The organism is Hyalangium sp. (assembly GCF_035629615.1).
Classification (GTDB): Bacteria; Myxococcota; Myxococcia; order Myxococcales; family Myxococcaceae; genus Hyalangium.
On record NZ_DASPHO010000489.1, the window covers coordinates 1 to 22,421 of the forward strand.

Annotated in this window: 20 protein-coding genes; 12 read left to right on the plus strand and 8 right to left on the minus strand. The window is 69.7% G+C overall.

Annotated features, from left to right (window positions below; genetic code table 11):
- Positions 1-414: magnesium chelatase domain-containing protein (locus VD972_RS24950; RefSeq protein WP_324991085.1), on the plus strand; the 414-nt coding region annotated here is incomplete at its 5' end.
- Between the two features lie 24 nt (positions 415-438).
- Here VD972_RS24950 and VD972_RS24955 read toward each other — a convergent pair.
- From VD972_RS24955 to VD972_RS24965, 3 genes are all read right to left on the minus strand, one after another.
- Positions 439-2,520, minus strand: coding sequence for a cation:proton antiporter (locus VD972_RS24955; RefSeq protein ID WP_324991087.1), 2,082 nt, complete (start codon positions 2,518-2,520; stop codon positions 439-441).
- A 278-nt stretch (positions 2,521-2,798) separates the two neighbouring features.
- Positions 2,799-3,248, minus strand: a complete 450-nt coding sequence (locus tag VD972_RS24960) for a hypothetical protein (protein WP_324991089.1) — start codon at positions 3,246-3,248, stop codon at positions 2,799-2,801.
- Between the two features lie 149 nt (positions 3,249-3,397).
- Entirely contained in the window at positions 3,398-4,891 is a 1,494-nt protein-coding gene (locus tag VD972_RS24965; RefSeq protein ID WP_324991091.1) for a potassium/proton antiporter, read from the minus strand.
- An 87-nt stretch (positions 4,892-4,978) separates the two neighbouring features.
- On the opposite strand from VD972_RS24965, the gene VD972_RS24970 reads away from it, so the two are divergent.
- Both VD972_RS24970 and VD972_RS24975 read left to right on the plus strand, forming a co-directional pair.
- A complete protein-coding gene (locus VD972_RS24970) occupies positions 4,979-6,760 on the plus strand; it encodes a monovalent cation:proton antiporter-2 (CPA2) family protein (protein WP_324991094.1) in 1,782 nt (593 codons plus the stop codon).
- Positions 6,761-6,768: 8 nt separating this feature from the next.
- Positions 6,769-8,241 (plus strand): HAMP domain-containing sensor histidine kinase, encoded by a 1,473-nt coding sequence (locus VD972_RS24975; protein WP_324991096.1) that lies wholly within the window; start codon positions 6,769-6,771, stop codon positions 8,239-8,241.
- Here VD972_RS24975 and VD972_RS24980 read toward each other — a convergent pair.
- Both VD972_RS24980 and VD972_RS24985 read right to left on the minus strand, forming a co-directional pair.
- On the minus strand, positions 8,228-10,033 hold the full coding sequence (locus VD972_RS24980) for a methyl-accepting chemotaxis protein (RefSeq protein ID WP_324991098.1): 1,806 nt from the start codon (positions 10,031-10,033) through the stop codon (positions 8,228-8,230). The two genes, VD972_RS24975 and VD972_RS24980, sit on opposite strands and share 14 nt — an antisense overlap.
- A 171-nt stretch (positions 10,034-10,204) precedes the next feature.
- On the minus strand, positions 10,205-10,777 hold the full coding sequence (locus VD972_RS24985; protein ID WP_324991123.1) for an NUDIX hydrolase: 573 nt from the start codon (positions 10,775-10,777) through the stop codon (positions 10,205-10,207).
- A gap of 90 nt (positions 10,778-10,867) precedes the next feature.
- Here VD972_RS24985 and VD972_RS24990 point away from each other — a divergent pair, with 90 nt between their 5' ends.
- Both VD972_RS24990 and VD972_RS24995 read left to right on the plus strand, forming a co-directional pair.
- Positions 10,868-12,280 (plus strand): sigma-54 dependent transcriptional regulator, encoded by a 1,413-nt coding sequence (locus VD972_RS24990; protein ID WP_324991100.1) that lies wholly within the window; start codon positions 10,868-10,870, stop codon positions 12,278-12,280.
- Positions 12,281-12,454: 174 nt separating this feature from the next.
- A complete protein-coding gene (locus VD972_RS24995; RefSeq protein WP_324991102.1) occupies positions 12,455-13,504 on the plus strand; it encodes a TetR family transcriptional regulator in 1,050 nt (349 codons plus the stop codon).
- Between the two features lie 16 nt (positions 13,505-13,520).
- Here the strand turns inward: VD972_RS24995 and VD972_RS25000 are convergent, their stop codons facing one another.
- Positions 13,521-14,015: a hypothetical protein gene (locus tag VD972_RS25000; RefSeq protein ID WP_324991104.1), complete on the minus strand. Its 495-nt coding sequence runs from the start codon at positions 14,013-14,015 to the stop codon at positions 13,521-13,523.
- 119 nt (positions 14,016-14,134) lie between these two features.
- Between VD972_RS25000 and VD972_RS25005 the strand changes: the two genes are divergently transcribed.
- On the plus strand, positions 14,135-15,220 hold the full coding sequence (locus tag VD972_RS25005) for a hypothetical protein (RefSeq protein WP_414654115.1): 1,086 nt from the start codon (positions 14,135-14,137) through the stop codon (positions 15,218-15,220).
- 118 nt (positions 15,221-15,338) lie between these two features.
- Positions 15,339-16,517 carry a hypothetical protein gene (locus VD972_RS25010; protein ID WP_324991108.1) on the plus strand — a complete coding sequence of 393 codons (1,179 nt, stop codon included), beginning with the start codon at positions 15,339-15,341 and terminating at the stop codon, positions 16,515-16,517.
- Between the two features lie 10 nt (positions 16,518-16,527).
- On the opposite strand, the gene VD972_RS25015 is transcribed toward VD972_RS25010, so the two are convergent.
- Complete coding sequence (locus VD972_RS25015) at positions 16,528-16,839, minus strand: tetratricopeptide repeat protein (RefSeq protein ID WP_324991110.1); 312 nt, start codon at positions 16,837-16,839, stop codon at positions 16,528-16,530.
- A gap of 22 nt (positions 16,840-16,861) precedes the next feature.
- Here VD972_RS25015 and VD972_RS25020 point away from each other — a divergent pair, with 22 nt between their 5' ends.
- The 4 genes from VD972_RS25020 to VD972_RS25035 are packed head-to-tail and all read left to right on the plus strand — an operon-like array spanning position 16,862 to position 20,347.
- Positions 16,862-18,130: a glutamate-5-semialdehyde dehydrogenase gene (locus VD972_RS25020; RefSeq protein ID WP_324991112.1), complete on the plus strand. Its 1,269-nt coding sequence runs from the start codon at positions 16,862-16,864 to the stop codon at positions 18,128-18,130.
- Between the two features lie 15 nt (positions 18,131-18,145).
- Positions 18,146-18,688 (plus strand): ribosome silencing factor, encoded by a 543-nt coding sequence (rsfS, locus tag VD972_RS25025; RefSeq protein WP_324991113.1) that lies wholly within the window; start codon positions 18,146-18,148, stop codon positions 18,686-18,688.
- Between the two features lie 53 nt (positions 18,689-18,741).
- Entirely contained in the window at positions 18,742-19,149 is a 408-nt protein-coding gene (locus VD972_RS25030) for a 23S rRNA (pseudouridine(1915)-N(3))-methyltransferase RlmH (RefSeq protein WP_324991115.1), read from the plus strand.
- A 52-nt stretch (positions 19,150-19,201) separates the two neighbouring features.
- Positions 19,202-20,347 (plus strand): RNA ligase RtcB family protein, encoded by a 1,146-nt coding sequence (locus VD972_RS25035; RefSeq protein ID WP_324991117.1) that lies wholly within the window; start codon positions 19,202-19,204, stop codon positions 20,345-20,347.
- On the opposite strand, the gene VD972_RS25040 is transcribed toward VD972_RS25035, so the two are convergent.
- Positions 20,344-21,306 (minus strand): hypothetical protein, encoded by a 963-nt coding sequence (locus VD972_RS25040; protein WP_324991119.1) that lies wholly within the window; start codon positions 21,304-21,306, stop codon positions 20,344-20,346. The genes VD972_RS25035 and VD972_RS25040 overlap by 4 nt on opposite strands.
- 164 nt (positions 21,307-21,470) lie before the next feature.
- Here VD972_RS25040 and VD972_RS25045 point away from each other — a divergent pair.
- A partial coding sequence (locus VD972_RS25045; protein WP_324991121.1) for a hypothetical protein occupies positions 21,471-22,421 on the plus strand: 951 nt, incomplete at its 3' end.

Here is a 22,421-nt window from a genome sequence, read left to right on the forward strand (position 1 = left end):
TATGGCACGGCGCGTCGCACGGCGATCGGCGTGGATGGAAACCGGGTGGCGCTGCTGGCGGCGGTGCTGGAGAAGAAGGAGGACATCCCGCTCGTGGGGTGTGATCTGTTCGTGAATGTGGCGGGCGGCATGCAGCTGTCCGAGCCCGCGTGCGACCTGGCCGTCTGCGCGGCGCTGGTGTCGAGCCTGCAGAACCGGCCGATGGATCCGAAGACACTGGTGCTGGGCGAGGTAGGGCTGGCCGGAGAGGTGCGCGCAGTGGGACAGATGGAACCCCGGCTCACCGAGGCGGTGAAGATGGGCTTCCAGCGCGTGGTGCTCCCTCTCGGTAGTGCTCGGCGCATGGAAGAGACGAGGCTGAAGGTGGTGGGCGTGGAGACGCTCGGTGAGGCGCTGAGCGCCATGTTCGACTGAGCGTCCTCCCCCGAGGCGCTCGCCTCAGGAGGGAGTAGGAGCAGGCGCAGGCGCAGGCGCCAGCAGGTTCTTCGCGGCCTCCACGGCGGCATGAGTCCCCGCCAGGGCGAGCACGTCCCCCGGCTTGAGCACCTCCCCCGCCGTGGGGACGGAGACATCCTCCCCTCCCCGGTGGATGGCGAGGACGGTCGCTCCCGTCACGCCCCGAAGGTTCAGCTCCGCGAGGCTCTTTCCCACGGCGGGGCTCGTCTCCTCCAGCCGGACAGGCGTGGGCGTTCCGAGGCCGGGGAGCAGCACCTGCACCTGCTCCAGCGCCTTGGGCTCCGTGCCCGGCACCTTCGCGTGGGACTGAGCGGCGAGCGCTTCCACGATGACCTGAGCGCCCGCGCGGACATGCCCCTGCAGGCTCGTGGCGCTGCGCCAGAGCGCGACGCTCAGCACCCCCAGGAGCGCCAGCACGATGAGGGACGCGGTGAAGCCGTGGAGGAACGGCTGCGTGATGGCCACCACAGGGGCTCCCACCAGGAGGACAATGATGACCTGCAGCGTGACGAGCAGCACCCGCCGCGGAGCCGCCGCCAGGTCAGTCTTCCCCGCGGCCCGGTGCGGGAGCGCCACCGCCGCCAGCTCTCCCGCGAGGCGCCGCGCGACCCGGACGATCCCCACGAGGAACGGCAGCGCAAGGGTGATGGCTCCAACTATGACGAGCTTCTCCGCCAAAGCCCGGCTGAGCCCGGCCTGCTCCTCGATGAGCACGGCGATCCTCTCGAGCGAGAGGGAAGTGCCGATCACCAGCCCCACGAGCAGCGCTGCATCCACGAGCAGCAGGCCGATGTGCTTCCGGACGCTGGCGCCGAGCGTCTGGCGCCGGGGGGCTTCGCGGAGCTGCTCGACCCAGCTCCCATAGAGGGCCACGAAGGTCTGGAGCGGCTTGGGCAGCTTCCGGTCCACGAAGTTCGCCACGGGGCCCGAGGCGCGGATGAACATGGGCGTGGTCAGCGTGGTGATGGCGGAGACGGCCACCGCGATGGGATAGAGGAAGTCCCCGGTCGCCTTCAGCGACAGGCCCAGGCTGGCGATGATGAACGAGAACTCGCCGATCTGCGCCAGGCTCATCCCGGACTGGACGGAGGTGCGGGTGTCGTTCCCCGTGAGGAAGGCCCCCAGGGTGACGCTGACGATCTTCCCGATGATCACGACCAGCGTGAACACCACGACGGCGACCCAGTAGCGCGCGATGATCGCGGGGTCGATGAGCATGCCCACCGAGACGAAGAAGATGGCCGCGAATATGTCCTTCACCGGCTGGACGAGGTGCTCCACCACCTTCTCCTCACCGGACTCCGCGACCAGGGAGCCCGCCAGGAAGGCCCCCAGAGCGACGGAGTAGCCGAACGCCTGAGCCAGCAGCGCGATCGCGAAGCACAGCCCGACACTCGCCACGAGCGTCGTCTCCGGGCGGTTGAGCCGGACGACCGCGCGAATGGCCCGGGGGACGACGAGCAGCCCGATGGCGACGAGCCCCACGAGGAACGCCATGAGGCGGCCAATGGTGAGGGCCATGTCTCCGGCCGACAGGCCGCTCCCCGTCGAGATCGCCGTGAGCATGGCCATGAGGAGGATCGCGATGAGATCCTCGACGATGAGCACGCCGACGACGAGCTCGCGCAACCTCCCGCGGATTCCCTGCTCGTCAAACGCCTTGGCGATGATCGTCGTACTGGAGATGGCGATGAGGGCTCCGGCGAAGATGCTCTCGCGATCGGTCCACCCGAAGGCGCGGCCTACCACGAAGCCCAGCCACACCATGACGCTGCACTGGATGACGGCCGTAAGGCCCGCTGTGGGCCCCACCGCGAACAGCTTGCGCAGGCTGAACTCCAGCCCGAGCGAGAACATGAGGAGGATGACGCCCAGCTCCGAGAGCGTCTGGACGATGCCCGCATCCGCGACGAGCGGGATGGGAAGGTAGGGACCGACGATGAGGCCCGCGAGGATGTAGCCGAGCACGACGGGCTGGCGCAGCCGCTGGAACAACACCGTCGTCACTGCGGCGACGCACAGCACCACCGCAATGGCCTTCAGAAGATCGTGTGCGCCATGCATGAAGGCACCTCCAGAGGTAAGGGTGTAGATGAGACGAGGCACCTGCCTCACGCCGGTCTCCCAGCCAGGCAAGACCTGCCAGCCTGCGAGGACTCGTGACGGAAGGAGCCTGAGAGGGACTCCGTCGCTAGAACGGAATCAACGAAAGGACTCGAGGACGATGGCCGCGAGGAAGCAGAGCAGTCAGCCGGTCGCCGCCGCGCCCCTGCGTGGCGAGAGCCGGGCCCTTGGGCCAAGCAGGGAGCGCGGCGCCCGCAGGCCGCGCGCTTCAGGAGCACTCAAGCGCATGCAGGAGGTCCGCGCAGTGGCCGGGTGACGATCGGCGGCCGATCCGCGCTGTGGCTGACACAGCCCGGGGTGGACGCGTCGCGCATCCTATGCGTGAACGCGGTGATGATGGCGTCCTGCCGCTCGCGGATCAGGCGGATGACCGACTGCGTGTCGGGCTGGAGCCTCGCTCGCCCACGGCCGGCCCATCCCTGCTGGTGCAGCTGAACGGTGGGAGCCGCCCCTGCGACGGCAGCCCACTCGAGCAGGGCTGCCGTCCGTGGATGCCTGCACTGCTGCCGCTGTTCAGGAGTCCCATGAGCGCGCGCCACCCCACGAGCGACCCTGCCGCACCCGCCAAGCGCATGGCCCGGCGCGACCCGAACGGCGGCAGGTTCCGCGAGCCCCGCGGTGACAGCGGCCAGCGCCAGCGCCAGGACGGCCGCGCTCGAGACGAGCACGGACCCGAGCGTCTCTGGCCCATGAGCGGGCTGCTGTGCTGTGAGAGGCCCGGAGCGCATGAATGTTCAGGTACTACGCGGCTCCGTCCCAAGTAAAGGGGTTCAGCACGCCGGCGTGCAAACTCCGAGGAGGAGCCCCCGCTCGCGCCCTACTCGTCTTCCTGCTGGCCGAACATGAGGCGCAGGAAGGGCAGATCCTCCGTGTGGGAGAACACGTAGACATGATCCCCGGCCTTGAGGACCGTGTCCCCCTTGGGCGCCACCAGCTCCTGGCCTCGCACGATGAGCATGGCAGCGGACTCGGGAGGAAACGGCAGCTCCGAGATGCGCGCACCGGCCGAGGCCGAGGCCAGATTGATGTAGAAGGCGCTCAGCTCGCCGTTGAGGATCTGGGTGGAGGCGATCTCCAGGACCGCGGGCGGCGGCTCGGGCACGTTGGCCGCCAGCCCCAGCTTGCGCGTCATCCACGGCACCGTCATCCCGGGAAGGAAGCCGTTCACCACGACGATGAAGAAGACGACGTTGAAGAGATCGTGAGCCCCTGGCGCCCCCGCCAGCACCGGGTACGTGGCGAGGATGATGGGCACCGCGCCGCGCAGCCCCACCCAGCCTGTGTAGACGACCTCCCGAGCCGGGAAGCGGAAGGGCAGCAGACACAGCAGCACCGCCAGGGGACGGGCGATGAACGCCAGGAAGAGGCTCAGGCCCAGCCCCACCCACGCCACGTCCAGCAGCTGCCGGGGGAACACGAGCAGCCCCAGCACCAGGAACATGGCCACCTGTGCGAGCCACGCGAGCGCGTCGTGCACCCGCAGCAGACCCGTGCGGTAGCGCAGCGTCTCGCTGCCCAGCAGGATGCCCACCACGTACACGGCCAGGAAGCCGCTGCCATGGAGGAGCGTAGGCAGCCCGAAGGCGAGGAAGGCCAGCGCCAGCGTCATCACCGGGTAGAGCCCCGCCACCTGGAGGCGCAGGCGCTTGATGAGCAGCCGCCCCCCGAGCCCGAGCCCCACACCCAGGACACTCCCCACCGACATCTCCACGATGGACTCCAGCAGCAGTGCCCACCCGTCCAGGCTCTCTCCTCGCACCAGGTTCTGCGTGAGCGTCACGGTGAGGATCACGGCCATGGGGTCATTGAGACCCGACTCCAGCTCGAGCGTCGTCCCCACGCGCCGCTTGAGGTGCAGCCCGCTGCCGCGCAGCACGGCGAAGACGGCCGCCGCGTCCGTGGAGGAGACGGTGGCGCCCAGCAGCAAGGCCACGGGCCAGGGGAAGCCGAATAGCAGGTGCGCCGCGACCCCCATCAGGGCCGCCGTGGCCACCACGCCCACCGTGGCGAGGACAGCGGCCGGGCGGATGGTGGCGCGGACGGCGGACAGCGGGGTGTTGAGGCCACCATCGAAGAGGATGAGGACGAGCGCCACCGTGCCCAGGCGGTAGGCGGCGCCATAGTCGTTGAACTCGATGCCTCCCGGGCCGTCCGAGCCCGCGGCCATGCCAATGGCCAGGAACAGCATCGCCACGGGCAGCCCGGAGCGCCCCGAGGCGCGGCTGAGCAGGACGCTCGACGCCATCAGCACGCCGGCGATGACGAGCAGGAAGGCAGTAGGCAGGGGCTCCATGAGAACTTGGGACTCCACGGCGAGCGCTCCAGGGCGCGCCAGGGCCCTACTCTACCCGCCGCTGCCCGATTGTCCCCAGACTGGCGCCTGTGCGATGAGAAGGGCATGTCCCTCCTCCAGCAGGCCCTGATCTTCCTGGCCGCCACCGTCGTGGCTGTCCCCCTCTTCAAGCGCCTGGGGCTGGGCTCCGTTCTCGGCTACCTGGCCGCGGGGATGATCATCGGTCCCTGGGGCATCCGTGCCATCTCCGACGTGGAGAGCATCCTCCACTTCGCCGAGTTCGGCGTGGTGCTCCTGCTCTTCCTCATCGGCCTGGAGCTTCAGCCCTCCCGGCTCTGGGAGCTGCGCAAGTCCGTGTTCGGACTGGGCGGCCTGCAAGTGGTGGGAACGGGGGTGCTGCTTGCGGGGGTGGGAATGTTCGCCGGGCTGACTGCCCCCGCTGCCATCATCATCGGCATGGGCCTGTCCCTGTCCTCCACGGCCTTCGCCCTCCAGCTCCTCGCCGAGAAGAACGAGCTGACCACCGAGTACGGACGAGCCTCCTTCAGCATCCTCCTCTTCCAGGATCTGGCCGTCATCCCGCTGCTGGCCCTGCTGCCCCTCCTGGGGACCTCGGACACTCCGTCCACCGAGCCGACCTGGCTCTCCGTCCTCAAGGCCGCCGGCGTGCTCGTCGGGGTCATCCTGGCGGGCCGCTACGTGCTGCGCCCCGTGTTCAAGGTGCTGGCCTCGTTCCACAGCCAGGAGCTCTTCACCGCCACCGCGCTGCTGCTCGTCATGGGCACCGCGGCCGCAGTGAGCGCGGTGGGGCTCTCCATGGCCCTGGGCGCCTTCCTCGCCGGTGTGCTCCTGGCGGACTCGGAGTTCAGCCACGAGCTGGAGGCCGACATCGAGCCCTTCAAGGGCCTGCTGCTGGGCCTTTTCTTCATCGCCGTGGGCATGTCCGTGAACATCGGCCTGTTGGCCACCAGCCCCCTGCTCGTGCTGGGCCTGGTGCTGGCGCTGGTGGTGCTCAAGGCGGCGGTGCTCTTCGCCGTTGGCCGCTGGGCGTTCGGGGGCACCGAGCAGGCCCTCAGCCTGGCCATCATCATCTCCCAGGGCGGCGAGTTCGCCTTCGTGCTCTTCCGGCTCGCGGTGGGCTACCACGTCATGGACACCGCGCTGGCGGACCTGATGGTGGTGGTGGTGAGCCTCTCCATGGTCACCACCCCGCTGCTGTTCGCCGCCTACGCGCGGTGGCTCCGCCCCCGCTTCCACAAGAAGGTCCAGCGCGACTTCGAGGTGACGCCCGAGGAGGACAACCCCGTCCTCATTGCCGGCTTCGGGCGCGTGGGGCAGGTGGTGGGCCGCTTGCTGCGCGCCAAGCGCATCGGCTTCACGGCCCTGGACGTGAGCTCCGAGCACATCGACTTCATCAAGCGGTTCGGCAACAAGGTCCACTACGGGGACGCCTCGCGCCTGGACCTGCTGCGGGCCGCGCGGGCCGACAAGTCGAAGATCTTCGTGCTGGCCATCGATGACGTCGAGGCCTCCGTGCGGACGGCGGAGACAGTGATCCAGCACTTCCCCCACCTCACCATCTTCGCGCGTGCCCGCAACCGCCAGCACGCCTACCGCCTGCTCAACCTGGGCATCAAGCACGTCATGCGTGAGACGTGGGCTTCTAGCCTGGAGATGACGGGGGAGCTCCTCGAGGAGCTGGGGCTGACATACTCGGAGGCCCGGAAGACCGTGGAGCAGTTCCGCCAGCACGACGAGACACTCCTCATGTCCGTCTATCCGTTCCACAAGGACGAGAAGAAGCTCGCCGAGATGGCAGCCCAGGCCCGCAAGGAGCTGGAGAGCCTCTTCGAGCAGGACGCCGCCGGTCAGAAGAAGACGGGCTGAGCCGCGCCATGAGTGGCTCCCCTCCTCCGACTCCGAGCTTGGGCCTGCGGGGCGCGCTGGGCTCGCTCTCGGCGCGGCTGCTGCTCGCGTTCCTGCTGCCCACGCTCGTGCTCTTCGTGCTCACCGGAGCGGCCAGCTACGCGCTGGCGCGCTCCATCCTCGAGGAGGAGCTCGGGCAGAGCCTGTCCGCCCTCGCCGCCGCCACGGCGAGCCAGGTGAGCGGAGAGCGGATGCTCACCATCGAGCTGGGGGACGACGTCCAGGGCACACGCACGTGGCGCAACCTCACGCGGCTGCTGGGCGAGGTGCGGCAGGCCAGCGGGCTGCGCCGCGTCTTCGCGGTGGACGTGCAGGGGCGCGTGCGTGCGGACGTGGGCGGAGGACTGCCCGTGGGCGTGGAGGCGCCGGAGCTGGCGAGGGACAGGCTGGAGTTGGCGCGCGTGTTCGCCGGCGAGCGCGCGGCCAGCCAGGTGCTCTTCACCGGCTCGGACGGGCAGCTCTACAAGACGGGCTACGCGCCCGTGCGCCAGGGGGACACGGTGGTGGGTGCGGTGGCAGTGGAGGGCAGCGCGGCCTTCTTCGACTCGCTGGCGCAGCTGTCCCGCACCTTCACGGCGGCCACCGCAGTGGCCCTGGCGGTGCTGGCGGCGGTGGCGGTGCTCACGGCCCGGGGACTGGCGCGCCCGCTGCGCCGGCTGATGGACTCCGCGCTGCGCATCGGCCGGGGAGATCTGACGACGCCCGTGCCGCCGGAGCCCACGCGGGAGATCGGCGTGCTGGCCCGCGAGCTGGAGGTGATGCGCGGGGCGCTGGAGAGCCGGGACAGACAGCTCAAGCTGATGCTGGCCGGGGTGGCGCACGAGGTCCGCAACCCGCTGGGCGGCATCGAGCTCTTCTCCGGGCTGCTCGCCGAGGACCTCAAGGCCGGCACCCCCGCCGAGGCCGCCGGGCACGTCTCGCGCATCCAGCGCGAGGTGGCGTACCTCCAGCGCATCGTCGAGGACTTCCTGGCCTTCGCCCGCGAGCAGCCGCTGGCCCGTGCGCCGGTGGAGGGCCCCGCGCTGCTGGCGGACGCGTGCGAGCTGCTGTCGGTGGAGGCCGAGACGAAGGGCGTGAAGCTGGAGGTGGAGGCGGCCCCCGCCTGGCTGGAAGCGGACGGGAGCCTGCTGACGGCCGCGCTGGTGAACCTGGTGAAGAACGCCGTGCAGGCCTCGCCTCCGGGACAGCGGGTCCTCGTGACGGGCCGAGCGGAGGCGCAGCGCTACACCATCCAGGTGCGGGACGCTGGGCCCGGCATCCCCGAGGCGGAGCGAGAGCGCATCTTCGAGCCCTTCTTCACCACGCGGGAGAAGGGCACGGGGCTCGGGCTGCCGCTGGCGAGCAAGATCGTCCGGGCGCACGGAGGGGAGCTGGAGTTCACCTCCATGCCGGGCGCCACCACGTTCACGCTGACGCTGCCGCTGGGCCTCAGTTCACAGTGAACTGCTGGGCCATCTCGCTGACCTCGGTGGACACGACCTCCAGCGTGCCGGTGGCCTGCTGCGTGGACTCGAGCCGCTTGAGCGTCGAGTCCATGATCTGTGACAGGTCCGCGATGGCGCTGAAGATCTGCGAGATGCCCGCGTTCTGCTGATTGACGGCCGCGACGATCTGCCGCATCGCCGACGAGTTCTCCTGCGAGAGCCGGGACAGCTCGCGCAGGCTGTTGCTGGAGGCCTTCATCTTCTCGAGGCCCCCCTGGATGTCTCGCGAGCCCTGCTCCACCATGGTGGCCGCGGCCCGGATGGCGCCGATCACCTCGCCGAGGATGGTGCGGATGCGCGTGGTGCTCTTGACGGACTGGTCCGCCAGCGCACGGATCTCCCGGGCCAGCACGGCGAAGCCCTTGCCGTTGTCGCCCGCGCGCGCCGCCTCGATGGCGGCGTTGACGGCCAGCAGGTTGGACTGGTCCGCCATGTCCTTCACGGCCTCGGTGATCTCGCCGATCTGCGTGGCGCTCTCCGCCAGCCGGTTGAGCTTCACCTGCATGGCGTCCACGAAGCCCTGGATGGCGGACAGGCCCTGCATGGACTGCTCGATGGCGGCCTCGCCCTCGTGGCCCAGCTCCTCGGCGCGCTTGGCGACCCGGAGCATGGACTCGGCGCGCTCGGACGTCATCTGCGAGGTGTGCTTGATCTCCTGCGAAGTGACCTGCGTCTCCTGGATGGCCGCGGCCTGCTGGTTGAGGCTCTGCTGCTGCTCGTTGTTGGCCTCGCTCAGCTCCTTGCCCGCCGCCACCAGCCGCGAGGCCGAGGAGGCCAGCGTCTCGGGGATCTGCCGCAGCTTGGAGAGCACGGAGTTCAGCGCGAATGCCAGATCGCCGATCTCATCGGTGGAGACCCAGTCGGGCGAGGAGATCCGCCCCACCGCCAGCCCCTCGATGGCCTTGCCCACCGCGCTGGCGCCCTGCGCCTGCCGGCGCGCCAGCATCCACGCGGTGATGGTGGGCAGGATGAGCGCCAGCACGGCCACCCAGGGCAGCACGAACGCCAGATCCGAGAACATGGAGCCGCTCAGGTCCTGCAGCTTCTCCGCGGACTTCAGGGCCCCTTCCGCCAGCAGCTCCTCCCGGAGCGCCTCGCGCAGGCCCAGCAGCTTCACCACCACCACGCAGATGCACAGCATGAGCGTGGCGATGATGGAGGCAATGAAGGTGAAGGGCAGGAACCAGGTCTGCCGCGGCCAGAACGCCCCCGAGCCCTGGATGACCAGCGACTGGTGCGCCTTGCGCTCCTCCATGGCCTGCTGCAGCCCCAGCTTCTCCAGGCTGATGCCGAACGGGAAGGACACCACCACGCCGAAGCAGAAGGCGATCAGCGTTCCCAGCACGACGCGGATCGGCCCCTTGTCGTACATGAGGCTGGCGATCAACGCGAAGCTGAAGCCCCCCACCGTCCATGCGCCGTAGGAGAGGGTGACGCTGGCGCGCCAGGGCAGTTGCAGAATGCGGCGCAGGCGATCACCCGGAGTGTCCTCCGGCTGGTGCCGCAGCGACTTGGACGCCAGATAGCTCAGCGCCAGGTAGGGGTAGGCGAAGCAGCACACCGCGGTGATGGGCAGCATGACGACCATCACCGTCCAGAGTGCCTTGTCGCTCGGCACACCCAGCGCCATGGCGATGAGGTACGCGCAGATGAGGATGGGGGCCAGGACCCACATCAGGAACAGCAGGCTGCCGCGCCTGGCGAAATCTCGAATGAGTTGATCGTCGTTGGTCATGGAGACAGGGGCCATTCAAGCCAAGAACTTCGCCGGTGTGAACTGCCCCTCCAAAATAAAAAGCTTGAAACTTCATGAATTCCAGTCATCCCGAACCCTCGGGATTCACTGGATGTCGTACCCTGCGGCGCTCCGGAAGGTTGAGCCTATGCCTGCCCACCTTCCGAGTCTCCTCCCCTTCAAGGCTTATTTCCCACGTGCGGCCACCCGGGCCTTGTCCAACAGCCGGCGCAGCGGAGCTTCATCCGCCCGCTCCAGGGCCTCGGTCCACCCCAGCCACTGGGCGCCGAAGGACTCGTTGGGATCATGCGCCAGCGCCTGGGGGTCCTCCGCGATGATGAGGTAGCGGATGTCCAGGTGGAGGTGCTCGGGCTCGTCGTTGCGCGCGGGGATGGTGTGGATGTCCACGTCCAGCGGGCGGGGCGCGGTGGGGTGCAGCTTCACCTGACAGCCCGTCTCCTCCCGGGCCTCGCGCAGCGCCGTGGCCTCCATGAGGCCCCCATCCGCCTCGTCCGCGTGCCCTCCTGGCTGCAGCCACCGCCTCAGCTTGGCGTGGTGGAGGAGGGCCACACGCTCACCTGCCGGGTCCACCACCACGGCACTGCCCGTGAAATGAGCGCGGGCCTGCGAGCGAGAGAAGGGGCTCTGCAGCTCGGCGGCGAAGGCGCGCATGCGCTCCAGATCCTCGCGCTCCTTCGCGTCCGTAGGGAGGTGGCGCGAGAGCAGCTCCACCAGGGGGGCGTCCTTCGTCAGAGGCATGGCGGGGATAAAGCGCAGATGGGCGCGTGGCGCCAGCGCCTTCTCGTGCTGTAGTGACACCCGCCCCCCACCTGGGGGAGAAGGCAGCCCATGGCCCGCGTCCTCGTCATCGATGACCATGACACCCTCCGCGAGGGAATGACCGTCACCCTCACCCGCTCCGGGCACACCGTCTCCGCAGTGCGCTCGGGCGCGGACGGGCTGGCGGCGTACAAGAAGGCTCCGTTCGATCTCGTCGTCACGGACTTGAAGATGGACGGGATGGACGGGATCGCCGTGACACGCGCGATCAAGGCGCTGGATGCCGCCGCGGTGATCATGGTGGTGACGGCCTTTGGCACCATCGAGACAGCCGTGCAGGCCATGCAGGAGGGCGCGTACGACTTCATCACCAAGCCCTTCCCCCCGGACGTGCTGCGCGCCAAGGCGGAGAAGGGGCTGGAGCTGGCCGCCACGCGCCGGCAGGTGGAGCGGCTGAGCGCGAGGACCGCCGCGCACGACGCGGACGCCGCCCTCAGCCACGGCAGCATGGTGGGCGACAGCGAGCCCATGCAGCGGCTGCTGACGCAGGTGCGCAAGGCCGCCGCCAGCGACGCCACCGTGCTGGTGCGCGGCGAGAGCGGCACCGGTAAGGAGCTGGTGGCCCGGATGCTCCACCAGCAGTCTCCGCGCAAGGACGGTCCCTTCATCGTCGTGCACTGCGCGGCGCTGGCGGAGACGCTCCTGGAGAGCGAGCTGTTCGGCCATGAGCGCGGCTCCTTCACCGGTGCCGTCAAGCGCAAGCTGGGCCGCTTCGAGCTGGCCGACGGCGGGACGATCTTCCTCGACGAGATTGGAGAGATCCCCGCCTCCGTGCAGACCAAGCTGCTGCGCGTGCTCCAGGAGAAGGAGATCCAGCGCGTGGGCGGCGAGGAGACGCTCAAGGTGGACGTGCGCGTGGTGAGCGCCACCCACCGGGACCTGCAGGCCGAGGTGAAGGCGGGCCGCTTCCGCGAGGATCTCTACTACCGGCTGCACATCGTCCCGCTGATGCTCCCCCCGCTGCGCGAGCGGCCCGAGGACATCTCCTCCCTGGCCCGCCACTTCGCGGCCAAGCACGGCCCAAGGGTGAACCGGCGCGTGAAGGGCCTGGACGACAGCGCGCTGCGGGCGCTGGCTCGCCACGCGTGGCCCGGCAACGTGCGCGAGCTGGAGAACGTCATCGAGCAGTCGCTCGTCTTCGCCGAGGGCGAGGTGCTCACCGAGGCGGACCTGCCCACCCACCTGAGCGGGAGCACGCCGCGGACGGACCCCAGCGGCCTGCCCATCCCCCACGGGGATCGGCCCCTGCCGGACATCCTCGAGGACATCGAGCGCCAGCTCATCGCCCGCGCCTATGAGAAAGCAGGCGGGGTGAAGACGGAGACGGCGCGGCTGCTGGGCATCAAGACGTCCGCCCTGTACTACAAGCTGGAGAAGTACGGCTTCATCTCCAAGGGAGAGCGCCCCGAAGAGGGGGGTTGATCCCTCGAAAATCCATGGTTACGAGCGTGTTCCCGTGACTTTCCACCATCCCACCCGGCGTGAGACGCTCCCACTTCGGCTCCGAAACCCTCGGAATCGTTCGGTTTTTGTCCCGAGCGCAAGCCGCCGAGAGCCCTCTGGGCTGGCATCCTCCTTGCTGCAAAGGGGGAGGAAATGAAGCGCGCCCTGTCCATCCCGCTGCTGTGCCTGCTGCTCGGAGCGCCCGTGTGGGCTGCGACCGGGCTGGAGGCCGTGAGGACCCAGGCCCAGGCGACGCGGACGGAGGTACGCACCCTGCGCGAGCGCCAGCAGGCCCTGCGCGGGGAGCTGAACGGGCTGGCCGAGCGCATCGAGACGCTCAAGGCGCAGCGGCAGGGCAAGCTCACCTCGAGCGCGGAGCTGGATCAGGCCCTGAAGCGCTCGCAGGAGCTGAGCGGCGCGCTGACGGGGCTGGCGCAGGGGGTGGCGAACGCCGAGGGCGAGTCCGAGCGCGCCCACATGGCGCTGCACGCGGCGCTCTCGGAGGAGCTGGCGCGGGTGCGGGCGGCGTGGGACTCCACGCAGGATCGTCAGGAGCGCGCCCGGCTCGTCTCGAGGATGCGCGAGCTGCGCACCGAGCGAGATGCGGTGCGCGCGGCGCTGCCCGCCTCTCAGGTGCCGGCGCTGGGCCGCGCGGACGCAAGCGACGATCCCGAGGATCTGCTCGAGCAGGCGGACGCGCTGCGGGACTCCGAGGACAAGGTGAAGCAGCGGCTGAAGGTGCTCAAGGCCCGCATCACCGAGGTGCGCGAGGAGCGAGACCTCGAGCGGAGGATGAGCGACTTCCTCGGCGAGGAGGCGATGTTCGACGAGCAGGATCGGCGCCTGCGCCTGCGGGTGAACTCCAGCCAGGACGTCGAGGTGGATTCAACGCCGGTGGGCCGCAGTCCCGGGTTCACGGGTGAAGTCGCTTCCGACAACGGGCCGCCGCTCACCCCGATCAACGTGAATCCCCCGGAGGCTCCGCGGGACCAGCCCGGGAACCCGGAAAGCCCAGGCCCGACTCCGGCGCGCGCCAGCGACCACCGGCCGCAGGTGGCTCCCATCCGAGCGCAGCAGCTGGCCGCTGGGGACTTTGACGACCTGGCCACGCTGGAGGGCGAGGCGAAGAAGCTGGAGTCCCTGGCTCGCGAGCTGGACTCCCGCGCCAGCTCGCTCGAGCGCCGGGTGCGCGAGCTGGAGTAGCCCGCGGCTCCACGCCTCAGAACAGGTTCACCATCACGTCCAGCACGACGACCGCCTGGAGGCGCACCTCCTGCTCGGGCATGCGGCCCTTTCCTCGCACGATGATGCTCATGGAGGGCGCGGCGATGAAGGGCTGCAGCTCCGCGTCCTCCGCCTCCATCCTCAGCACGGGGTTGGGAGCGCTCAGGCCCAGCCGGGAGATGTCCTGCCTGTGGGCGAAGCGCTCCTCCTGGTCCCCGGCCTTGGCGTAGAACTCGAGCGTGTCCAGGAAGCCGAAGTCCGCGTCGCTGGGGCTCAGCAGCCGCAGCTCCACGGACTTGACGCGGACGGAGCTGACCTCGTCCTTGGCAATGCCCTGGTTCTTGAAGTCCTGGTTCTGGTTGAAGTCGAGCCCCGCGAAGCTGGCGATGGCCGGGAAGGCGTTGAGGACGGTGATGACGCCGGGCGGGCCAGCGGGCACGGTGGTCTCGCCCTTGAGCTCCGCGTGGAAGGCGGTGGGGGCGCAAGCCATGAGCGCAAGGCAAGCGCAGGGGGGGATGAACGAAGCGGGGCGCATGAGGAGGAACTGTAACGGGGGCCCGGCGCCACGTCACCGGCCGGGCGCGCGGGACGGCCTCTCGTGAACAAGGCATGCAGGCTGGGCCCACGGTATGGTGCCCGCGCGTGTCCCGGCTCCTCTTTGCGCTCCTGCTCACCGCCCTCGCGCTCACCGGTGGCGACGCCCACGCGGCCGACGTGGAGGGCTCCCTGCGCCTCACGGGCCGGTGGCTGCTGGACTCGAACGCGCCGCGCGACTTCCGGGCGGGCCAGGGGCAGACGCCGGCGCCGGACCTGGCCATGAGCCTCCTGGCCGCGGGCGACGGCCGCTACACCGGCGAGCGCCTCCAACTCGTGGGCCGCTATGAGCTGGGGGGGCGCAAGTACCTGCGCTACACGACGGAGGACGTGCTCATCCAGGCCGCGGCGGTGGAGGCCTCCACCGCGCTCGGTACCCAGCTGGGGCTGGGAGTGGAGGGGCGTGGCAAGGACCGGCGCGGGGGCTCTCGGGACTACTCGGACCTGGGCGCGGATGCCTTCCTCGAGTACGTGCCGGATGTGCGGCTGGCACTCCGGGTACGGGCCGGTGCGCACCGCTTTGTCTACCGCCCGGACTCCCGGGCGAACTTCGGCAACCCCGAGCTGGGCTTCCTGGGGCGCTACCGCTTCAACCGCCGCCACTCCCTGAGCGTCTTCGGCGAGTACGGCTCGCGCCGCTATGGGGTAGAGGCACGCCCCCCGCCGGAGCGCGAGGGTGCCTTGCTGGGCCGGAGGAAGGACGGGGCGCTGGCAGCGGGGGCGAGCTACACGTACCGGGGGCCCCTGGCGCTGGGCCTCACGTACACCTTCCAGGAGATCAGCTCCAACAGCTTCGGCGAGACGGTACTGCGGCACCGGCTCAGCGGGAGCGCCGGGCTGCGGCTGCCCTGGAACCTGACGCTGCTCGCCCAGGGAGCGCTGGGGCTGAGCCGCTACCCGGACGGCATCTTCCTCTCGCCGGAGATCATCCTCGTGGAAGAGGACGAGGGGCAGAACTCGCTCTCGCTCAAGCTGGCCCGCCCCATGAACGAGCACCTGGACGTGGAGCTGTCCTATGGCCTCTACGGCACCAACCTGCCGCGCAATGATCTGTCCTATTTCCGGCAGGTGGTGGGGGTAGGCCTCACCTGGAGACTGTAGGCGCCAGAACGCCAAGGCCCCCTCCACCCGTACCCCCCCCGGGAATCAGCGGCTGGGATGTGCAAGCATGGCTGGCCACAAGCAGGAGCCCTGGCCTTCCCCCCCGAAGGAGACACCCTTGGACTGGTCCGCCTATGCCCACGAGCAGGGCCTCGGCCGTGAGGTCGGAGAGAACCTCGTCCGCGCGAAGCAGCTCTCGCGGAGCCCGCACCTGACGACGGGAGATCTCCTGCGCGCCTTGGTGAGGGACACCCGTCATGCAGGTGCCGCGTGCGCGGCGCTCGGGCTGACGCCTGAGCGGGTGGAGCCAGCGCTGGAGGAGCTGGCGGTGACGCCGGAGCCGCTCGTGCTCCAAGGACCGACGGAGATGTCGGGCCCCTTGGCCTCGGTGATCCTGCACGTGCAGGACGAGGGGAACCTGCTGGGCGTGCAGAGCTCGGGCTCGCTGCTGCTGGCGCTGCGGCCGGACCGGATGGACGTGAACCCGGGGCCGTCGGATCCGCTGGACTCTCCGGGGCACGGCGAGCTGGCGCTGGAGATGCTGGGCGTGGAGCGGCTGCGGCTGCGCGCCGTGGTGCTGGAGGCCATCGCCCAGAGCCACCCGGACACGCGAGACTGGGACACGCGCGCCGAGGGCTTCCTGCGCCTGAGTCGCTTCCACATGGCCTACCCGTACCCGGGGGAGACGGAGCCGCCCACCGCGGCCACCGAGTCAAATGAGGAGGCCGCGCGCCTGCCGGCCATTGCCGCTCACTACCTCAACGCCTCGCCCGAGGATCTGAAGTGGCTGGGGACGGCGCTCTATGACGAGCGGAAGAAGTGGTTCGTGGCGCGCCTGGTGCGGCTGACGGAGTCCGTGCCCACGGAGCTGCTGGAGCCGTTGATCTGCGCCGCCATCTACGAGCAGGACCCGAGCCGCAACCGGCACTTCGTGGAAGCAGCCGTCAGAGGCGTGGGCCTGGCGCCGGTGCACGAGCGGCTGCTGTGGTACATGCGGCAGGGCGTGGACGCGGAGAAGGCGGGGGCGATGCGGGCGCTCTACTGGTGTCCTCCGCCGGACGCGGACTCGGTGAAGGAGACGGCGCGCGGGTTGCTGGATGCGTTCCAGCGCGAGAACGACCTGGACGTGCGGCGCACGGCGCTCTCGAAGCTGGCGCTGATCGACTGGCGGGCCATGGACACGGGGCTGCGGACCCGGCTGGCGGAGGTGCTCCAGCTGGCGGAGGCCCACCCGGACGTCTATATCCGCCACCGGGCGGACGGGCTCCGGCTGGACCTGCGCGGCGTCCTCTCCTGAGGCCTGCGCCTCACAGGTCCGCGAGCCGCTCGTCGATCTCCTCTGCGAGCCCCTGGTGGTTCTGGGCCAGCGCCCTCGCCTTGGCACGGGCGAGCACCTCGCGTGCCTTGTCCACCTGCCCGGCTCCGGCGTAGGCGTCTCCCAGTGACACCAGGGCGGCGGCGTAGTCGGCATCCAGCCGGACCGCCTCCTCCAGGCTCTTCACGGCCTCAGCGTACTGCCGGCGCTCCAGGTACGCCTTGCCGAGTGAGAACTGGGCCATGGGTGCGTCGGGGAACTCGGCCGCCATCTGCTTGAACTGCTCCAATCGGGCATCGCTCATGCGCCTCTGATAGAGGAGAGCCATGACGGTTGCCAAGGAAGACGTGCGTACCCTTGCCGAGACCGCCCGGGCCGCCTCCCGGGCGCTCGCTATCGCCCCCACCCGACGCAAGGATGAAGCGCTGCGGAGCATGGCCCGCCACCTGCGCTCGGCCGCTCCCGCCATCCTCGCCGCCAACGCGGAAGACGTCTCGGCCGCCCGCTCGGCTGGGAAGAACGCGGCCTTCGTGGACCGGCTCCAGCTGGACGCCCAACGCCTGGAGTCCATGGCCCGTGCCGTGGAAGAAGTCGCGGACCTGAAGGACCCGGTGGGCGAGGTGACGGAGCACTGGAAGCGTCCCAACGGACTGCAGGTGCGCAAGGTTCGCCTGCCTCTGGGCGTGGTGCTGATGATCTACGAGTCCCGCCCCAACGTGACGAGTGACGCGGCGGCCCTGTGCCTCAAGAGCGGCAACGCGGTGCTGCTGCGCGGCGGCAGCGAGTCCGCGCGATCCAACCAGGCCATCGCCGAGGCGCTCCGGAAGGGGCTGGTGGAGGCGGGGCTCCCGGAGCACGCCATCCAGGTGGTGCCCGCCGGCGAGCGCGAGTCCCTGCTGGAGCTGCTGAAGCTGGAGGGGCTCATCGACCTGTGCATCCCCCGTGGCGGTGAGGGGCTCATCCGCTTCGTGGCGGAGAACGCCCGCATCCCGGTGGTGAAGCACTACAAGGGCGTGTGCCACGTGTACGTGCACGAGGCCGCGGACCTGGACATGGCCGCGCGGATCGCCGTCAACGCCAAGGCGAGCCGCCCGGGTGTCTGCAACGCCGCCGAGTGTCTGCTGGTGGACCGGGCCGTGGCGGACCGCTTCCTGCCCATGGTGGGGCATGCGCTGGCGGACAAGAAGGTGGAGCTGCGCGGCTGCCCCACGACGGTGGCGGTGCTCTCGCGCGCGGAGGTGCCGGTGAAGCCCGCGGTGGAGGAGGACTACGGGCAGGAGTTCCTGGACCTCATCCTCGCGGTGCGAGTGGTGAAGGACGTGGACGCGGCGCTAGCGCACATCGCCCGGTATGGCAGTGAACACACGGAGGCCATCGTCACCGCGGACGAGGACGTGGCGGCCCGCTTCACCCGGGAGGTGATGGCGAGCGGAGTGATCTGGAATGCCTCCACCCGCTTCAATGATGGGGGCGAGCTGGGGCTGGGGGCGGAGATTGGAATCTCGACGAGCCGACTGCACGCCTTCGGACCCATGGGTTTACGAGAGTTGACGAGTCAGAAGTACGTCGTCCACGGCAGCGGGCAGGTGCGCTAGGGTGGCGCCTCACACATGGCACTGAAGAAGAAGAAGACGAAGACGAGCTCCTCCAAGGCGAAGAGCAGCGCGAAGAAGGCACCGGCGGCCCGCGGCAAGAAGCCAGCGGCGAAGAAGCCGGCGGCGCGCAAGCGGTTGGCTGCCCCGAAGGGCGCACGGAAGAAGTCGCGCGTCCGACCCGCGGGCGAGCTCCCCGCCGCTCCTCCCGAGAACCCTCGCGCCAAGGCGCTGGCGCACAAGATCGGCCAGCTGCTGGTCGACAAGAAGGCCACGGACGTCCTCGTGCTTGACGTGCGCGGGATGTCGTCCTACGCGGACTACATCGTCCTGGGCTCGGCCGAGAGCGACCGGCAGGTGAGCGCCATGGCGGAGAACGTCCACGTGAAGATCAAGGAGGAGGACGGCCTCTACCCCGCGGGCACCGAGGGCCAGGAGACGGGCCAGTGGGTGCTGCTCGACTACCACGAGGTGGTGGCGCACCTGTTCCTGAACGATGTGCGTGCCTTCTATGACCTCGAGGGACTCTGGGCCGACGCGCCCCGGGAGAAGCTCGCCTGAAAGTAAGACTGCTCTCGATCGGCAAGGACCGCTCGGGACTGTTCGAGCCGGGAGTGCGCGAGTACGCCTCGCGCCTGGAGCACTACACGCGCTTCGAGCTGGTGGAGCTGCCCGAGGCGAGTGGCAAGAAGCTCAAGCCCGGGGACGCCAAGGCCGCTGAGGCCCAGGCCATTCTCGGCCGCCGCAAGCCGCAGGACTGGCTGGTGGCGATGGACGAGCGCGGCAAGCAGCTGGACTCGGTGGAGCTCAGCCGCTACCTGGCCAAGGCGCAGAGCGGGGCCAAGGATCTGCTCTTCGTCATTGGCGGCGACGAGGGGCTGGATGAGACGGTCCGCCAGGCTGCGCACCTCACCCTGTCGCTCTCGAAGATGACCCTGCCACACCGGCTGGCGCGGCTGGTGCTCATCGAGCAGCTCTACCGCGCCTTCACCCTCCTCAAGGGTGAGCCGTACCACAAGTGACGCGGGGCGTCGCAGCGTCAGGAGGGGTTCGGAGCACCCGTCCAGCGGACCCATGATGACCTCGCCAACCCCGAACAGTCCGAGTGCCCGAGTTCGAATCATCGCCTCATCCCAGTCCTGGGTGGAAGGCGAGGCCGTCCGCCAGTTGGAAGCAGTGGCTCGATTTCCCGGCATGCGGCTCGCGGTGGGGTTGCCCGACATCCATCCTGGAAAAGGCGCACCGGTGGGCGCGGCGCTCGCCTCCGAAGGCTTCCTCTATCCCTTCCTCGTCGGCAATGACATTGGCTGTGGCATGGGGCTGTGGGACGTGGAGCTGGCGGCGCGCAAGGCGAAGCCGGAGCGGTGGGCGGCGAGGCTGGACCTGGATGGACCGTGGGAGGGCAACACAACGGCCTTCCTCGCAGAGCAGGGAGTCGAGTCCGCGGGCTTCGAGGAGGCGCTGGGCACGGTGGGCGGGGGCAACCACTTCGCGGAGGTGCAGCGGGTGGACGAGGTGCATGACGCGGAGACCTTCGCGTCCCTCGGGCTCAGGGAGGACCGGCTGCTGCTGCTCGTCCACTCCGGCTCACGCGGGCTGGGCGAGGCGACGCTGAGGACCCACGTGGATCGCCATGGGGCAAGCGGGCTGGCGGACGACTCGGACGACGCGCGGGCCTACCTGAAGCGGCATGACCATGCGGTGGAGTGGGGCCGCGCCAACCGGGCCCTCATTGCCCAGCGCATGTTGGACGGCATCGGCTCCACCGGACGGCGCGTCCTGGACGTGTGCCACAACAGCGTCGTCTCGAGAGAGGTGGAGGGCTGCACCTGCTGGCTGCACCGCAAGGGCGCCGCGCCCTCGGACCAGGGGCCCGTGGTGATTCCGGGCAGCCGCGGCGCGCTGAGCTACCTGGTCCTCCCGGTGGGAGAGGGTTCGGCGAGCGCGCACAGCCTGGCGCACGGCGCCGGCCGCAAGTGGAACCGCACCACCGCCCGTGAGCGAATGCGAGAGCGCTTCAGCGCCGAGTCCCTCACCCGCACCTCCTTCAAGAGCCACGTCATCTGCGAGGACCGCGATCTCCTCTTCGAGGAGGCACCGCCCGCGTACAAGGCCATCGACCGTGTGGTGACGGACCTGGTGGAGGCGGGGCTCGTCCGAGTGGTGGCCACGATGGCCCCTGTCCTCACCTACAAGAAGCGCGGCAACGCTCACTCCTAGCGAGCAGCGGGGGTGAAGCGCTCGAGCCGCTCGCTCTGGAGCTCGAAGTTCTTCCGCTCTCCCTCCGGCTCCTGAATGATCACGTGGGAGTTCGTCACGGTGCGCTGGCTGTAGGGCACGAGCGTCTCTGGCTCGGCGATGAACTCGAGGGTGCTGTCGACCCGGATCTTCATCACCGTCAGCTCCGGGAGCGCCTCGTCAGGCACCGCCATGTTCGCCTTCATGACGGACTTCAGCTTGCGCAGCAGCTCGTCCGTGGCGTGATCGAGCTTGTCCGGATCCAGCGAGGACTCCAGCACCAGCCGCACGCAGCGCTTCTCCGTCTCTCCTTCAGTACAGGGGACGCGCTCCTTCAGGAGCACCCGCTCCCGCGTGGCTGCGACGCTCCCGAAGAGCGGCACCGCGGTCTGGCTCTTGCGCTCAGTCGCCTCCCCCGGCTTCAGGGCGAGCCCGCTCCACTTTCCCACCAGAACCTCCCAGCGTGACCGGGCCGCCTGCTCCAGCGCGTCGTGCACCAGCCCGGTGATCTGCGCCTGCTGCTCCTTCGGGATCCCCTGGATCTCGGCCTGCTGAGCCATCTCCTCCACGACCTTGTCGATTCCTTCGGTGCGCCGCAGCTCCCCCTTGGGCCCCAGCACGAGCGTTGGCATCGGCGGTGGCGGCCCCTCATCGAGCGGAGTCCCAATCGTTGTCGGTATCATCTGCTCGGTGAGCAGCTTCCGCTCCTCGCCCAGCCCTTCCAGGCGGAGCTGGTAGGTGAGCGAAGAGAATTCCGGTGGCTGATCCTTCTGGGTCACCGTGCTGGTGGAGGCCACCTGCACCGTGAGCCCCAGAGGCCAGGCGAAGCGCAGGGCCACGGTGTCTCCGGAGACGGCCCCACCGGATCCTGAAGGGGTCGCGCAGTGCGCGAGGAGCCCGGCGAGGGCCAGGGAGGAGATGACTCGAGTGAGGCGGGACATGGAGACTCCGGCCAGTGGACATCGCAGCGGTGGAGGGATTCGATCAGGGCTCAGCCGCCGAGTTGGAATGCGGGGCCATGACTGCGCGCAGTGCACGCGAAGTTCAAGCAAAAGTGCCCCTCCCACAGCGCCTCTGTCGCTCGGAGTGATAGGTTCGGGCCCTCATGGCTCCCCCCACCGCCGCTGCCCCTCTCCGGCATGCTCCCGCCGCCGCGGCCTTGATCGCCTCCACCCTGATCGCCCAGGAGGTCCTCCTCGCTCGGCTGCTCTCGGTGACGACCTGGTACTCGCTGGGCTACCTCGCACTCTCCCTGGGGCTGCTGGGCATGAGCGTGGGCGCGCTCGTCGTCCACCTGTGGCCGCGCGGCTTCACCCCCGAGCGCATGTCCTCCTCGCTCACCGGGGCGCTGGCGCTGGCCTCGCTCCTCACCTGTGTCGCCGCGGTGTGGCTCGTGCGCGTCCCCGTGGTGCTGGACCTCACCCGACTGCCTGGCACGCTCGTCAGCCTACTGCAGCTCTCCATTGTCATCTCCCTTCCGTTCGCCGCGGGCGGCGCAGCCCTGGCCGCCCTGCTCACGCGCGCGGAGCGGCCCGGGCTCGTCTATGGCGCGGATCTCGCTGGCTCTGCGGTGGGAGCCCTCCTGGCCGCGCCCGCCATCTCGTTCCTGGGCGCTCCCCGCGCCCTGGCTGCCACGGCCGTGTTGCCGGCGCTCGCCCTGCTTGTGCTGGCGAGCTCCCGGGGAGTCCGGCTGAAGGCGGGGCTGATGCTCCTCCTCGTGCTCGTACCGGTGATGTCCCAGGACGCGCTGGCGCTGCGCCACGTCAAAGGACAGCCGCCCGAGGACGGCCCCGCCGCCGCGGAGGGCTGGAACTCCATCTCCCACGTGCGGCTCAGCCATTTCCACCGCGTCCCCCCCATCTACTGGGGGCCGCTGGAGGATGCTCCCCAGACGCCGGCACCCCAAGCCTTCCTGCTGATCGATGGCGAGGCCGGCACCGCGAGCTGTGCTTTCCAGGATCTGCGCACGGATCTGGACTACCTCCGCTACGATCTCACGAGCGCGGCGCACTGGCTCCGTCCCCCCGGCGACGTGCTCGTCATCGGCGTCGGCGGC

Coding starts and splice junctions, on each gene's coding strand:
- VD972_RS24955 (WP_324991087.1), bottom strand. CDS start 2,520: ATGCATGGCGCACACGATCTTCTGAAGGCCATTGCGGTGGTGCTGTGC.
- VD972_RS24970 (WP_324991094.1), top strand. CDS start 4,979: ATGTCCCTCCTCCAGCAGGCCCTGATCTTCCTGGCCGCCACCGTCGTG.
- VD972_RS24975 (WP_324991096.1), top strand. CDS start 6,769: ATGAGTGGCTCCCCTCCTCCGACTCCGAGCTTGGGCCTGCGGGGCGCG.
- VD972_RS24980 (WP_324991098.1), bottom strand. CDS start 10,033: ATGGCCCCTGTCTCCATGACCAACGACGATCAACTCATTCGAGATTTC.
- VD972_RS24985 (WP_324991123.1), bottom strand. CDS start 10,777: ATGCCTCTGACGAAGGACGCCCCCCTGGTGGAGCTGCTCTCGCGCCAC.
- VD972_RS24990 (WP_324991100.1), top strand. CDS start 10,868: ATGGCCCGCGTCCTCGTCATCGATGACCATGACACCCTCCGCGAGGGA.
- VD972_RS24995 (WP_324991102.1), top strand. CDS start 12,455: ATGAAGCGCGCCCTGTCCATCCCGCTGCTGTGCCTGCTGCTCGGAGCG.
- VD972_RS25000 (WP_324991104.1), bottom strand. CDS start 14,015: ATGGCTTGCGCCCCCACCGCCTTCCACGCGGAGCTCAAGGGCGAGACC.
- VD972_RS25005 (WP_414654115.1), top strand. CDS start 14,135: ATGCAGGCTGGGCCCACGGTATGGTGCCCGCGCGTGTCCCGGCTCCTC.
- VD972_RS25015 (WP_324991110.1), bottom strand. CDS start 16,839: ATGAGCGATGCCCGATTGGAGCAGTTCAAGCAGATGGCGGCCGAGTTC.
- VD972_RS25020 (WP_324991112.1), top strand. CDS start 16,862: ATGACGGTTGCCAAGGAAGACGTGCGTACCCTTGCCGAGACCGCCCGG.
- rsfS (WP_324991113.1), top strand. CDS start 18,146: ATGGCACTGAAGAAGAAGAAGACGAAGACGAGCTCCTCCAAGGCGAAG.
- VD972_RS25035 (WP_324991117.1), top strand. CDS start 19,202: ATGATGACCTCGCCAACCCCGAACAGTCCGAGTGCCCGAGTTCGAATC.
- VD972_RS25040 (WP_324991119.1), bottom strand. CDS start 21,306: ATGTCCCGCCTCACTCGAGTCATCTCCTCCCTGGCCCTCGCCGGGCTC.